We start from the raw sequence: 12,524 nt of genomic DNA, 5'->3' as shown, positions 1-12,524 counted from the left end.
TGTTTTCCCTGATAGCTCACCACCCCATCAGTCCTAAACTCACGCTTGTTTCAAGAAAAAAGTGTCATTTCAAATTTGAAACAGACACAAACCCCCTTCGATTGAGGAACGCCATGAACACCACGCCCTCCACAGGCCTGCTCGCCGGCCGCCGCATCCTGGTCACAGGCTCGGCCCGCGGCCTGGGTTTTGCGTTCGCCAAGGCCTTTTGCGAACAGGGCGCGCGTGTCGCCATGGCCGATCTGCGCGAGGAGCTGCTGGCCCAGTCCGTGGCCACGCTGCGCGCGCAGGGCCATGAGGCGCACGGCTTCGGCCTGGATGCCGGCAACCCGGAATCGATCAAGCGCTGCGCGCAGCAGGCGGTGCAGGCGCTGGGCGGGCTGGACGGCCTGGTCAACAACGCGGCCGTGACCGATTCGGGCGGCAAGGGCATGGACGACATCTCCCTGGACAAGTGGGACCAGGTGATGAACGTCAACGTGCGCGGCGTGTGGCTGATGACGCGTGCCTGCCGCGCCGCGCTGCGCGACAGCGGCCGGGGCGCCATCGTCAACCTGGCGTCCGACACGGCCCTGTGGGGCGCCCCCAACCTGATGGCCTATGTGGCCAGCAAGGGCGCCGTGATGGCCATGACGCGCTCCATGGCGCGCGAGCTGGGCGCCGACGGCATCACCATCAATGCCGTGGCCCCGGGCCTGGTGCTGGTGGAGGCCACGGAATACGTGCCCGAGCACCGCCACCGCCTGTATATCGACCAGCGTGCGCTGCAGCGCGAGCAGCGGCCCGAGGATGTGTCGGGCGCCGTGGCCTATGCGCTGTCCGATGGCGCGCGCTTTGTCACTGGCCAGGTCCTTCCCGTCAACGGCGGCTTCGTGATGAATTGAAGGGGTTTCGCCATGACCGACACCACCTCTTCCGAGAACGCCGAGAGCGCGGACAACGGTACCGACAAATACATGGTGCCCGCGCTGGAGCGTGGCCTGCGCCTGCTGCAGGAGTTCGGGCGCGGCAATGCCACGCTGGGTGCGCCCGAGCTGGCGCGCCGCCTGCAGCTGCCGCGTGCCACGGTGTTCCGCATGCTCAACACGCTGGAGGCCATGGGCTTCTTGCAGCGCACCGAAGGCAGCAACGACTACCGCCTGGGCCTGTCCGTGCTGCGCCTGGGATTCGAGTTCCTCTCGTCCATGGACCTGACCGAGCTGGGCCAGCCCGTGATCGCGCGGCTGTGCGAGGCCACGCGCTTTCCCTGCAACATCGTCGTGCGCGACGGCCGCTCCATCGTCTACGTGGCCAAGGTCACGCCGCCCACGCCGCTGACCAGCTCGGTGCGCGTGGGCACGCGGCTGCCGGCGCATGCCACGGCCCTGGGCCGCGTGCTGCTGGCCGACCTGTCGCTGCCCGAGCTGCGGGCCCTCTATCCCGAGGAACACCTGGAGGCGCACACGCCCAAGACACCGAAGACCGTGCTCGACCTTTTCAACCTGGTCGAGGCCGATCGCGCGCGCGGCCATGTGTTCAGCGAGGGCTTCTACGAGGCCTCGATCTGCACCATCGCCGCCCCCGTGCGCGATCACAGCGGCCGCGTCGTGGCGGCGCTGGGCACGACCATCGCGGCCCAGCATGTCGAAGGCGGCCGCGCCGAAGACCTGATCGCCGGCGTCTGCGCCGCCGCGGCCGAGCTGTCCGAGCTGCTGAACTACCGCCCGCAGGCGCAGACGGCCCAGCTGCTTTCCCTCAATTCCCGGCGCGCAGGAGGCGGCCATGTTTGATTCCCAACTCAAGGACACCACGGCCGTCGTCACCGGCGGCTCTTCGGGCATCGGCCTGGCGACGGTCGATCTGCTGCTGTCGCAGGGCGCGCGCGTCGCCCTGTGCGGGCGCAGCGCCGAACGCCTGGAGCAGGCCGTGCAGCAACTGCGCGGACGCCATCCCGAGGCCCGCCTGTTCGCCCAGGCCTGCGATGTACTGGACGCCGCCCAGGTGCAGCAATTTGCCCGTGACAGCGAGGCGGAACTGGGTCCGGCCTCCATCCTCGTGAACAACGCGGGCCAGGGCCGGGTCTCGACCTTCGCCAGCACCGACGACGCGGCCTGGACCGAGGAGCTGCACCTGAAGTTCTTCTCGGTGCTGCATCCCACGCGCGCCTTCCTGCCCCAGCTCGAACGCACGGCGCAGCCGGCCATCGTCTGCGTGAACTCGCTGCTGGCCTCCCAGCCCGAGCCGCACATGGTGGCCACCTCGGCCGCGCGCGCCGGCCTCAAGAACCTGGTGCGCTCCATGGCCACCGAGTTCGCGCCCAAGGGCGTGCGCGTCAACGGCATCCTGGTCGGCCTGATCGAGTCCGGCCAGTGGCGTCGCCGCTTCGAGGCGCGCGAGGACAAATCGCAGGACTGGGACGCCTGGAGCGCCGAGCTGGCTCGCAAGAAATCCATTCCCCTGGGCCGCCTGGGCTCGCCCGACGAGGCCGCCCGCGCCATCTTCTATCTCGCCACGCCCCTGTCCTCGTACACCACCGGCAGTCACATCGATGTTTCCGGCGGCCTTGCTCGGCAGGCGTAGCGCCTTCGATCACCAGACGCTTCAAAGCAGAACATGACATCCACCGCAAACAAAACCACCGTCGGCGCCGTTGTGGCCCAGTTCCTCGAACACTGCGGAGTCAAGGCCGCGTTCGGCGTGATCTCCATCCACAACATGCCCATCCTGGACGCGATGCATGCGCGCGGCAGGGTCCGCTTCGTGATGGCGCGCGGCGAGGCCGGCGCCGGCAACATGGCCGATGCCTGCGCGCGTTCCACCTCCAGCCTGGGCGTGTGCATCACCAGCACCGGCCCGGCCGCAGGCAACATCGCCGGCAGCCTGGTGGAGGCCTATACGGCCGGAACGCCGCTGCTGCACATCACGGGCCAGATCGAGACGCAGTACCTGGACCAGAAGCTGTCGTACATCCACGAGGCGCCGGACCAGCTGACCATGCTGGGCGCCGTGTCCAAGGCGGCGTTCCGCGTGCGCAGCGCCGAGACCTGCCTGTCCACCCTCAAGGCGGCCGTGCAGGCCGCGATGACCGCGCCCACGGGGCCGGTGAGCGTGGAGATCCCCATCGACATCCAGCAGACCGTGATCGACATGCCGGCCGACCTGTCGCCGCTGCCGGTGGCCGTGCTGGCGCCCAGCGAGGCATCGCTGGATGCGCTGGCCGACACGCTGGCCAAGGCACGCCGCCCGTTGCTGTGGCTGGGTGGCGGCGCACGCCACGCAGTCGCGGCCGTGCAGCGCCTGAAGGCGCTGGGCTTTGGCATCGTCAGCACGGGCCAGGGCCGCGGCATCGTGGCCGAGGACGATCCGGCCTCGCTGGGCGCCTACAACATCCAGAAGCCCGTGGAGGCCTTCTACCAGCGCTGCGACGCCATGCTGGCCGTGGGCACGCGCCTGCGCAGCAACGAGACGCTGAAGTACGAACTCAAGCTGCCGCGCCCGCTGCTGCGCATCGATGTGGACGCCGCCCAGCAGGGCCGCTGCTATGCCGACGACGGCTTCGTCTGCGGCGACTCGGCCCTGGCGCTGACGGGCCTGGCCGACCGGCTGGAGGCACGCGGCTACAAGGCCGACCCCGAGCTGCTGGCCGACCTGCGCCAGGTGCACGACGAGGCCGTGGCCACCATGCGCGACGGCCTGGGCCCGTACAGCGTGCTGGTGCAGGAGCTGCAAAGGGCCGTGGGCCGCCACTTCAACTGGGTGCGTGACGTGACCGTCTCCAACAGCACCTGGGGCAACCGCGAGCTGCGCTTTTTCGAGCCCAACGCGGGCGTGCACGCCACGGGCGGCGGCATCGGTATGGGCATGCCCATGGCCATCGGCGCGGCCGTGGGCGCGGCGGTGACCGGCTCGGGCCGCAAGACGCTGGGCCTGGCGGGCGATGGCGGCTTCATCCTGAACCTGGGTGAACTCGCCACGCTGGTGCAGGAGGAGTGCGACACCCTGATCGTGCTGATGAACGACCAGCGCTACGGCGTGATCCAGAACATCCAGGACGCCTCCTACGGCGGCCGCCGCTGCTATGTGGAACTGCACACGCCCGACTACGCGCAGCTGTGCGCCTCCATCCAGCTGCCCCATGCCCGCGTGCAAGACCTCAAGGAGTTGCCGGCAGTGCTCCAGTCGGCCTGGACAAAGAAGGGTCCCTTCCTGCTGGAGATCGACATGCGCGCCATCGGCAATTTCAAAGCCACGTTCTCGGGCCCGCCGGTGAACAAGCTGGACCAGATCCCGGCCACCAGCATGGCCACCAAGGCCGCCTGAGGCGGCTGGATTCGAACGAACGAGAGAGGCTCACCATGTCGAACCTGGAACTGCTCCCCATCAATATCGCCGGCGAATGGCGCCTGGGCGGCGGTGGCGAATCCACCACGCTCTATCCCGCCACCGGCGAAGTGGTGGGCCGCCTGCGCGCGCCCAGCCTGGAGGATGTGGAAGAGGCCATCCAGAAGGCCGACCACGCCTTTCGCACCAGCGGCTGGGCGCAAAGAAAGCCCCACGAGCGCGCGGCCGTGCTGCACCGCGTGGCCCAGCTGATCCGCGAGCGCGCCGAGCCGCTGGCCCAGTTGCAGCGTCTGGACAACGGCAAGCCCATCAACGAGACGCGCGCCCTGGTGGCCAGCGCCGCCGGCACCTTCCAGTACATCGCGGCGGCCTGCGAGACCATGGAGGAAACCATCACGCCCTCGCGCGGCGACTTCATGACCATGAGCGTCTACGAGCCCATGGGCGTGGTCGCGGCCATCACGCCGTGGAACTCGCCGATCGCCAGCGAGGCGCAAAAGCTGGCGCCCGCGCTGGCCGCCGGCAATGCCGTGGTCGTCAAGCCCGCCGAGGCCACGCCGCTGCTGGCGCTGGAGCTGGCGAAGATCTGCGAAGAGGCCGGCGTGCCCAAGGGCCTGGTCAGCGTGCTGCCGGGCCGGGGCTCGGTGATCGGCGATGCCATCACCAAGCACCCGCTGGTCAAGCGCGTGTCGTTCACGGGCGGCACGTCCACGGGCAAGCACATCGCCCACATCGCGGCCGACAAGATGATGCCGGTCTCGCTGGAGCTGGGCGGCAAGTCGGCCACCATGGTGCTGGCCGATGCCGATATCGACCACGCCGTCAACGGCGTGCTCTACGGCATCTTCAGCTCCTCGGGCGAGTCGTGCATCGCGGGCTCGCGCCTGTTCGTGGCGCGCAATCTCTACGCCCCGTTCATGGAGCGCCTGACGGCCAAGGCCGCCGCGCTGCAGGTGGGCGACCCGGCCGACGAGCGCACGCAGATGGGCCCGCTGATCACGGCGAAGCACCGCGAATCCATCGAGAGCTACGTGGCCCTGGGCCTGTCCGAAGGCGGCCGGCTGCTCACAGGCGGCCAGCGGCCCGAGGGCGCGCAGTTCGAGCGCGGCTACTACTACCGCCCGACCATCATCGACGGCGTGAAGAACGACTGGCAGATCTGCCAGCAGGAGATCTTCGGCCCCGTGCTCGTGGCCATGCCCTTCGACAGCGAGGACGACCTGCTCGCCCAGGCCAACGACAGCGTCTATGCGCTGGCCGCCGGCATCTGGACGCGCGACTACAAGAGCGCCTGGCGCATTGGCCGCGCGGTGCAGGCCGGCACGGTCTGGATCAACACCTACAAGCAGTTCTCCATCTCCACACCCTTCGGCGGCTGGCGCGACAGCGGCCTGGGCCGCGAGAAGGGACGGCTGGGCATACAGCAGTACATGGAGCAGAAAAGCATGTACTGGGGCTTGAACGAACACCCGCTGGCCTGGGCAAATTAAGGAGCGATCATGAGCGTACTGGGCATAGACGAAATCACCTACGGCGCGGACGACCTGGCGACCTGCCGCCGCTTCTTCCTGGACTGGGGCCTGGCACTGGTGCAGGAAGAGGCCGACCGGCTGGTGTTCGAGACCCTCAACGGCTGCCGTGTGATCGTGGCTGCCGTGGACCATCCCGAACTGCCGCCCGCCATCGAGGCCGGCCCCACGCTGCGCGAAGTGGTCTGGGGCGTGGAGAGCGAGGCAGACCTTGCGCTGTACGCCAGCCGCATTGCCGCGCTGCCAGGCTTCTCGCAGGGCCAGGGCCGCATCGGCTGCACCGATCCCAACGGCCTGTCCGTGCGCCTGCAGGTCACGCAAAAGCGTGATGTGGATGTGCAAGGCGCCGCCTACAACACCTGGAACCGCAAGGACCGCGTCAACCAGGCCAGCCCGGCCTACGAACGCGCCCAGCCCATCGAGGTCGGCCATGTGGTGTTCTTCGTCAAGGATGTGCAGGCCTGCGAGCGTTTCTACGTGGACAACTTCGGCTTCGCAGCCTCGGACCGCTACCCCGAGCGCGGCGCCTTCCTGCGCTGCGCGCCCGACGGCGGCCACCACGACATCTTCCTGCTGCAGCGCCCGGCCAGGGACGCGGGCCTGAACCACGTGGCCTTCACGGTGCGCGACATCCACGAGGTCTTCGGCGGCGGCATGCACATCTCGCGCTGCGGCTGGGACACCCAGCTGGGCCCGGGCCGCCATCCCGTGTCCTCGGCCTACTTCTGGTACTTCAAGAACCCTGCGGGCGCCCTGGTCGAGTACTACGCCGACGAGGACCAGCTCACCGCCGAATGGCAGCCGCGCGAGTTCGAGCCCGGCCCCACGGTGTTTGCCGAATGGGCCATCGATGGCGGCATCGACGGCAACACCCGGCGCCAAAAAGGCGTGGGTACCAGCGACGGGAAATTCATCACAGACAAGCGGCATTGAGACCGCGCCTGACGGCCTACCCCCACAACCCAACCACCCCACGGCCCCCACCATGAACAAGACACGTCGCCAGGTTTCTCTTGCCGCTGCATTCCTGGCTGCAGCCACGCTGTCCGGCACCGCGATGGCCCAGGCCTATCCGGCCAAGCCCATCACCATCATCGTGGCCTACCCGGCCGGTGGCGATACCGACGCCATGGCGCGCCTGTATGCCGAGAAGCTGTCCACGCGCCTGGGCCAGCCCGTGCTGGTGGACAACCGCCCCGGTGCCAGCGGCACCATCGGCAGCGTGCATGTGGCCAAGGCCGCGCCGGACGGCTACACCCTGCTGCTGGCGCCCAATACCTTCGCCATTGCGCAGTTCGTGCTCAAGACGGCCTCGGGCTCCAGCTACGACGTGCTGCACGGCTTCACGCCCATCGTGCAGACCAGCGTGCAGCCCATGTTCGTGGCGGTCAACCAGGCCTCGGGCATCAAGGACATGAAGACCCTGATCGCCCAGGGCAAGCGCGACGGCCTGACCTACGCCAGCCCCGGCAGCGGCTCGCCCATGCACATCCTGGGCGAGATGTTCAACCGCGCCGCCGGCACGCGCATCGCCCACATTCCCTACAAGGGCGTGGCACCTGCCGTCAACGACCTGATCGGCGGCCATGTGCCCACGACCTTCATGACCTGGGGACCGATCGCGCCCTACGTCGGCGGCAAGGTCACCGCCCTGGCCGTGGCCGACAGCCAGCGCAGCGCGCTGGCCCCCAACGTGCCCACGCTGTCCGAGCTGGGCGTGAAGGACGTGGAAGTGTCCGCATGGCAGGGCCTGTTCGGCCCCAAGGGCATGCCGCCCGAGACGGTGAAGCTGCTGAACACGCACCTCAACGAGATCCTGAAGATGCCCGACGTGGTCTCCAAGATGGCCACCTTCGGCGCGCTGCCTGCGGGCGGCGAGCCCGCGCGTCTGGAAAAGACGAACGCCGCCGATTTCAATCGCTTCGGCAAGCTCATCAAAGACCTGGACATTCGCGCCGACTGAGCGCAGTCCACCCCACACAAGACAGTTTCGAAGGAGAGAACCATGGCCGCTGATCGCTATCTCGAGCCGCACCAGGCGCGCGAGCGCGCCCCCACCCTGTTCGAGGACCTGCTGGGAGACTCCATAGAGCGCGCCTTCGGCGAGGGCGTGCAGACCCTGCCCGAGCTGGTCGCCTATCTCAACCGCAGCGGCCCCGGCTGCGACAACGGCGAGGCCTGGACCGAAGCCGGCTTCCAGGCGCTGATGGCGCGCCTGGGCTATTGATATCCGCAGGACAGGAGAGCCCCATGAACGTACAAACCATCACCATCGACCCGGTGGACGGCCTGCTGAACAAGGGCCTGAAGAACCTCTGGTACGCGGTCTGCCCCTCGGACTTCGTCAAGACCCAGCCCGTGTCGCTGCGCCGCTTCGGCCGCAAGATCGCGCTGTGGCGCGATGCCGCCGGCCAGGTCCACGCGCTGGAAGACCACTGCCCGCACCGGGGCGCGCCGCTGTCCCAGGGCGTGATCCTGGGCGACCGCATCGCCTGCCCCTACCACGGCGTGGAAGTGCGCTGCGACGGCACGGTGACCAAGGTGCCCGGCAGCCCCGGCTGCAAGCTCGAAGGCTCGCGCGCGGCGCTGGCCTTCCATGTGCGCGAGGCGCATGGCGCCATCTTTCTCTACAACAGCGACAAGGCCGTTGACGAGGCGCCCGAGTTCACGCTGCCCGAGGAGCTGACCTCGCCCGAGTACTCGAATTTCCTGTGCTATGCCGAGTGGCGCAGCGACTACCGCTATGCGCTGGACAACGTCATGGACCCCATGCACGGCACCTTCCTGCACAAGCAGTCGCACTCCATGGCCGAGGGCGACAGCAAGGCCACGTTCCAGGTGCGCGAGACCGATGACGGCTTTGTCTTCGAGAAGGTGGGCCAGCGCGGCGTGAACTTCGACTGGACCGAATGGGGCAGCACGGGCGTGCACTGGATGCGCCTGGAGATCCCGTACCCCAAGACCGGCGGCCCCGGCGGCAACTTCGCCATCGTCGCCTGCGTCACGCCCATCAGCGCCGACCTGTGCGCCGTGTTCTTCTGGCGCTGCCGCAAGGTGCAAGGCTGGATGCGCGACACCTGGCGCTTCCTGTACCGCAACCGCCTGGAAGCGCGCCACTGGGCCGTGCTGGAGCAGGACCGGATCATGATGGAGCAGATGGAGGCCGACGCCAACGCGCGCGAGAACCTCTACCAGCACGACATCGGCCTGGTGCGCCTGCGCCGCCACCTGCGCCGCCTGGCGCAGGAGCAGATCGACGAAGGCGCCGCATCATGAGCACGAATCTCCAGGCCTTCGTGCACACGCTGCGCTTCGAGGCCCAGGACACCATCAGCGTGGACCTGCGGCCCGTGGCGGGCGGGGAGTTCCCCGCCTTCACGCCGGGCTCGCACATCGACCTGCACCTGCCCAACGGCCTGGTGCGCAGCTACTCGCTGAGCAACCCCAGCGAAGAGCGCCACCGCTACGTGGTCGGCGTGCTGCGCGACCGCGCCAGCCGGGGCGGCTCGCGCTGCGTGCACGAGTCGCTGCGTGTGGGCATGCCCATCACCATCTCCGAGCCGCGCAACCATTTCGCGCTGGACGAAAGCGCCGCGCACACCGTGCTGGTGGCCGGCGGCATCGGCATCACGCCGCTGCTGTGCATGGCGCGCCGGCTCAAGGGCCAGGGCCGCTCGTTCGAGATGCTGTACTTCGCCCGCGAGCGCAAGGGCGCGGCCTTCCTGGAAGAGCTGCAGGCGCTGGGCATGCCGCTGCACCTGCACTTCGACAGCGAGGCCGGCGGCCCGCCCGACCTGCGCGCGCTGCTGGCCCAACGGCAGCCCGACGCGGGCACGCACCACTACGCCTGCGGCCCCACGCCCATGCTGGACGCCTTCGAGAAGTTCTGCGCCGAGCTGGGCCATGCCAACGCCCACGTCGAGCGCTTCACGCCTGTCGAGGTCAAGGCCGCCGACGACGCACGCAGCAACTACACGGTGGAGCTGCGCCGCAGCGGCCGCTTCATCGAGATCACGCCCGACAAATCGCTGCTCGACACCCTGCTGGATGCCGGCATCCAGATGGACCACAGCTGCTGCGAAGGCGTCTGCGGATCGTGCGAGACGCGCGTGCTCGAAGGCATTCCGGACCACCGCGACTCGGTGCTCAGCCCCAAGGAAAAGGCCAGCAACAAAGTCATGATGGTCTGCGTCTCCGGCTGCAAGAGCGACCGTTTAGTTCTGGATATCTGAACAGGCCCATCCGACCTGCAAGGCACAACCCAACCACCCCCTAGAGGAGACATTCCATGAAAACCATCCATACGCCCATGCTGGGCGTGGCGCTAGCCTGCCTGGCGTCCTTGCCCGGTGCCGCTTCGGCGCAGTCCAAGGTCGAGATCTTCGGCGTCGTCGATGTCGGCGTCACGCACCTGAACGGCTCCGGCCCGTCCAAGACCGGCCTGTCCACGGGCGGCGCCAACATCAGCCGCATCGGCTTTCGCGGCACGGAAGAGCTGGGCGGCGGCCTGCGTGCGGGCTTCTGGCTGGAAGCGGGCATGGACGTGGACAGCGGCTCCGGCAAGGCCAGCGGTGGCGGCCTGAGCTTCAACCGCCGCTCCACCGTGAGCCTGTCGGGCGACTTCGGCGAAGTGCGCCTGGGCCGCGATGACTCGGCCACCTTCCTGAGCACGCTGATCTTCGATCCCTTCCTGACCAACGGCGTGGGCGGCACCATGGGCTTCACCATGCTGGGCATTCCCGGCACGGGCACGGCCACCGGCGGCGCGCCCATCCAGATCAGCAACGCGGTCAGCTACTTCCTGCCCCAGAACCTGGGCGGCTTCTACGGCCAGGTCCAGGTCGCCATGGGCGAGCAGGCGCGCAGCGCGCCCAACAAGAACCAGGGCGACTACCGCGGCCTGCGCTTCGGCTACCGCCAGGGGCCGTTCAACGGCGCGCTGGCCACGGGCAAGTTCTATGGCGACAGCGATGCGACCAACCTCAAGGCCAGCAACGTCGGCCTGAGCTGGGACTTCGGCGTGGCCAAGCCCATGCTGCTGTGGGCCACCGAAAAGCGCGGCGCGCTCAAGGTCACGGCGCTGCAGCTGGGCGTGACCGCGCCCGTGGGCATGGGCGAATTCAAGGCCTCCTACGGCCACTACAACACCGACGGCAGCAATGCCGACTGGAACAAGATCAGCGTGGGCTACGGGCACAACCTGTCCAAGCGCACCCAGGTCTACGGGACGGTGGCCTTCCTCAAGAACAAGGACGGCGCGGCCAAGTCCATCGGCGTGCAGGGCCTGTCGGCCCCGGGCACCACGCTGGGCGGCCGCTCCTCAGGCTTCGAGGTGGGCGTGCGCCACTTCTTCTGATACAGCCCATCGGGCGATAGAGACTTGCCATGAAAGACATGCGTGCGGCCCGCTGGTGGGGGGTGATCAGCCTCTTCATCATCGTCGCCATCTCCTATGTGGACCGGATCAACATCTCGATCCTCATCACCGATCGGGGCTTCCTGGGACACATCGGCCTGACGGCCGACGACCGCACGCGCCAGGGCCTGCTGGCCACGGCTTTCATGGTGGGCTACGGCGTCTCCTCGTTCGTGCTGACGCCGTTCTGCGCGGCGCTGTTCGGCGTGCGGCGCAGCCTGGTGGCGGGCCTGCTGCTGTGGGGCGTGGTGACCTTCCTGTCGCCCGCCATGGACAGCTACGGCCTGCTGCTGGCCTCGCGCATCCTGCTGGGCGTGTCCGAGGGGCCGCTGTTCTCGCTGGCTTCCAGCTACATCAAGGCGCATTTCGAGAGCCACGAGAACGGCAAGCCCAACTCCCTGGTCAACATGGGCACGGGCCTGGGCCTGGCCGTGGGCTATCCGCTGGTCGGCTACCTGGTGGCCGGCCATGACTGGCAGACCTCGTTCCATGTGCTGGGCCTGATCAACATCGCCCTGGGCATTCCGCTGGTGCTGGCCTTCATCCGCATGCCCCGGGTGGAGACCGGCATGCCGCGCCCGCGCTCGCCGGGGCAGGCCGTGGGCCAGGTCGGGCAGATCGTGCGCGGCGCGCTGCACACCCGCCATCTGGGGCTGGTGACGCTGCTGACGGCGGCCTTCCTGGCCTACCTGTGGGGCAGCAGCAACTGGCTGCCCGCCTATCTGCAGGAGTCGCGCGGATTCTCGATGCGCGAGATGGGCTGGCTGGCCTCGCTGCCGCAGTACGCCACGGTGCTGGCCGTGCTGATCGGCGGCATCCTCATCGACCGCGTGCCCCGGCGCCAGGTGCCGCTGATCTTCGTGGGCGGCAGCCTGGGCGTGGCCCTGGCCGTGTGGCTGGCCATCCACGTGCAGGACCGCTATGCGGCGGCCTGCTGCCTGATCGCGGCCAACTTCTGCTGGGGCCTGATGAGCCCCGCGATTCCCAGCACCGTGCAGCATTGCGCGCGGCCCGAGCATGTGGCCAGCGCCTATGGCGTCGTCAATGGAGCCGGCAGCCTGGTGGCCGGCTTCATGCCGGCGGTCATGGGCGCGGTCATAGGCTGGACCTCGCGCTCTGCCGGTGGCGGCTTTCTGGCCGGTTTCGGCATGCTGGTGGGCACGCAGTTCGTGGTGATGTTCTGCGGCCTGGTGCTGTGGCTGCGCGAGCGTGGCCAGGGCACCGAGTACGGCAAGGGCACGTCCGCGCGCGCGGCTTGA

At 68.5% G+C, this 12,524-nt stretch carries 12 protein-coding genes; all 12 read left to right on the top strand.

Annotation, left to right across the window (positions count from 1 at the left end; genetic code table 11):
- Window positions 1-113: 113 nt before the first annotated feature.
- Genes L1Z78_RS26060 through L1Z78_RS26005 form a run of 12 tightly spaced genes read left to right on the top strand, consistent with a single transcriptional unit; the run spans window position 114 to window position 12,524 of the window.
- Window positions 114-884: an SDR family oxidoreductase gene (locus L1Z78_RS26060; RefSeq protein ID WP_234639220.1), complete on the top strand. Its 771-nt coding sequence runs from the start codon at window positions 114-116 to the stop codon at window positions 882-884.
- A 12-nt stretch (window positions 885-896) separates the two neighbouring features.
- The gene (locus L1Z78_RS26055) at window positions 897-1,769 is read left to right on the top strand and encodes an IclR family transcriptional regulator (RefSeq protein ID WP_234639219.1); all 873 of its coding nucleotides are present in this window, start codon (window positions 897-899) and stop codon (window positions 1,767-1,769) included.
- A complete protein-coding gene (locus L1Z78_RS26050) occupies window positions 1,762-2,559 on the top strand; it encodes an SDR family oxidoreductase (RefSeq protein WP_234639218.1) in 798 nt (265 codons plus the stop codon). The genes L1Z78_RS26055 and L1Z78_RS26050 overlap by 8 nt, the downstream gene beginning before the upstream one ends.
- A 33-nt stretch (window positions 2,560-2,592) precedes the next feature.
- Window positions 2,593-4,299: a thiamine pyrophosphate-binding protein gene (locus L1Z78_RS26045; RefSeq protein WP_234639217.1), complete on the top strand. Its 1,707-nt coding sequence runs from the start codon at window positions 2,593-2,595 to the stop codon at window positions 4,297-4,299.
- Window positions 4,300-4,334: 35 nt separating this feature from the next.
- Window positions 4,335-5,810: an aldehyde dehydrogenase gene (locus tag L1Z78_RS26040; RefSeq protein WP_234639216.1), complete on the top strand. Its 1,476-nt coding sequence runs from the start codon at window positions 4,335-4,337 to the stop codon at window positions 5,808-5,810.
- 9 nt (window positions 5,811-5,819) lie between these two features.
- Complete coding sequence (locus L1Z78_RS26035) at window positions 5,820-6,782, top strand: VOC family protein (protein WP_234639215.1); 963 nt, start codon at window positions 5,820-5,822, stop codon at window positions 6,780-6,782.
- Window positions 6,783-6,834: 52 nt separating this feature from the next.
- Window positions 6,835-7,812 carry a Bug family tripartite tricarboxylate transporter substrate binding protein gene (locus tag L1Z78_RS26030; protein ID WP_234639214.1) on the top strand — a complete coding sequence of 326 codons (978 nt, stop codon included), beginning with the start codon at window positions 6,835-6,837 and terminating at the stop codon, window positions 7,810-7,812.
- A gap of 42 nt (window positions 7,813-7,854) precedes the next feature.
- A complete protein-coding gene (locus L1Z78_RS26025; protein WP_234639213.1) occupies window positions 7,855-8,076 on the top strand; it encodes a recombinase-like helix-turn-helix domain-containing protein in 222 nt (73 codons plus the stop codon).
- Between the two features lie 23 nt (window positions 8,077-8,099).
- Window positions 8,100-9,125: an aromatic ring-hydroxylating oxygenase subunit alpha gene (locus tag L1Z78_RS26020; RefSeq protein ID WP_234639212.1), complete on the top strand. Its 1,026-nt coding sequence runs from the start codon at window positions 8,100-8,102 to the stop codon at window positions 9,123-9,125.
- Complete coding sequence (locus L1Z78_RS26015) at window positions 9,122-10,081, top strand: PDR/VanB family oxidoreductase (protein WP_234639211.1); 960 nt, start codon at window positions 9,122-9,124, stop codon at window positions 10,079-10,081. Before L1Z78_RS26020 ends, L1Z78_RS26015 begins: the two co-directional genes overlap by 4 nt.
- Window positions 10,082-10,137: 56 nt before the next feature.
- A complete protein-coding gene (locus tag L1Z78_RS26010) occupies window positions 10,138-11,205 on the top strand; it encodes a porin (protein ID WP_234639210.1) in 1,068 nt (355 codons plus the stop codon).
- A gap of 29 nt (window positions 11,206-11,234) precedes the next feature.
- Window positions 11,235-12,524 carry an MFS transporter gene (locus L1Z78_RS26005; protein WP_234639209.1) on the top strand — a complete coding sequence of 430 codons (1,290 nt, stop codon included), beginning with the start codon at window positions 11,235-11,237 and terminating at the stop codon, window positions 12,522-12,524.

This window comes from Delftia tsuruhatensis (assembly GCF_903815225.1).
In the GTDB taxonomy this organism is placed as follows: domain Bacteria; phylum Pseudomonadota; class Gammaproteobacteria; order Burkholderiales; family Burkholderiaceae_C; genus Comamonas; species Comamonas tsuruhatensis_A.
This window is presented reverse-complemented; position numbering and strand designations above follow the sequence as displayed.

Coding starts and splice junctions, on each gene's coding strand:
- L1Z78_RS26045 (WP_234639217.1), top strand. CDS start 2,593: ATGACATCCACCGCAAACAAAACCACCGTCGGCGCCGTTGTGGCCCAG.
- L1Z78_RS26020 (WP_234639212.1), top strand. CDS start 8,100: ATGAACGTACAAACCATCACCATCGACCCGGTGGACGGCCTGCTGAAC.
- L1Z78_RS26040 (WP_234639216.1), top strand. CDS start 4,335: ATGTCGAACCTGGAACTGCTCCCCATCAATATCGCCGGCGAATGGCGC.
- L1Z78_RS26035 (WP_234639215.1), top strand. CDS start 5,820: ATGAGCGTACTGGGCATAGACGAAATCACCTACGGCGCGGACGACCTG.
- L1Z78_RS26050 (WP_234639218.1), top strand. CDS start 1,762: ATGTTTGATTCCCAACTCAAGGACACCACGGCCGTCGTCACCGGCGGC.
- L1Z78_RS26010 (WP_234639210.1), top strand. CDS start 10,138: ATGAAAACCATCCATACGCCCATGCTGGGCGTGGCGCTAGCCTGCCTG.
- L1Z78_RS26055 (WP_234639219.1), top strand. CDS start 897: ATGACCGACACCACCTCTTCCGAGAACGCCGAGAGCGCGGACAACGGT.
- L1Z78_RS26060 (WP_234639220.1), top strand. CDS start 114: ATGAACACCACGCCCTCCACAGGCCTGCTCGCCGGCCGCCGCATCCTG.
- L1Z78_RS26015 (WP_234639211.1), top strand. CDS start 9,122: ATGAGCACGAATCTCCAGGCCTTCGTGCACACGCTGCGCTTCGAGGCC.
- L1Z78_RS26025 (WP_234639213.1), top strand. CDS start 7,855: ATGGCCGCTGATCGCTATCTCGAGCCGCACCAGGCGCGCGAGCGCGCC.
- L1Z78_RS26030 (WP_234639214.1), top strand. CDS start 6,835: ATGAACAAGACACGTCGCCAGGTTTCTCTTGCCGCTGCATTCCTGGCT.
- L1Z78_RS26005 (WP_234639209.1), top strand. CDS start 11,235: ATGAAAGACATGCGTGCGGCCCGCTGGTGGGGGGTGATCAGCCTCTTC.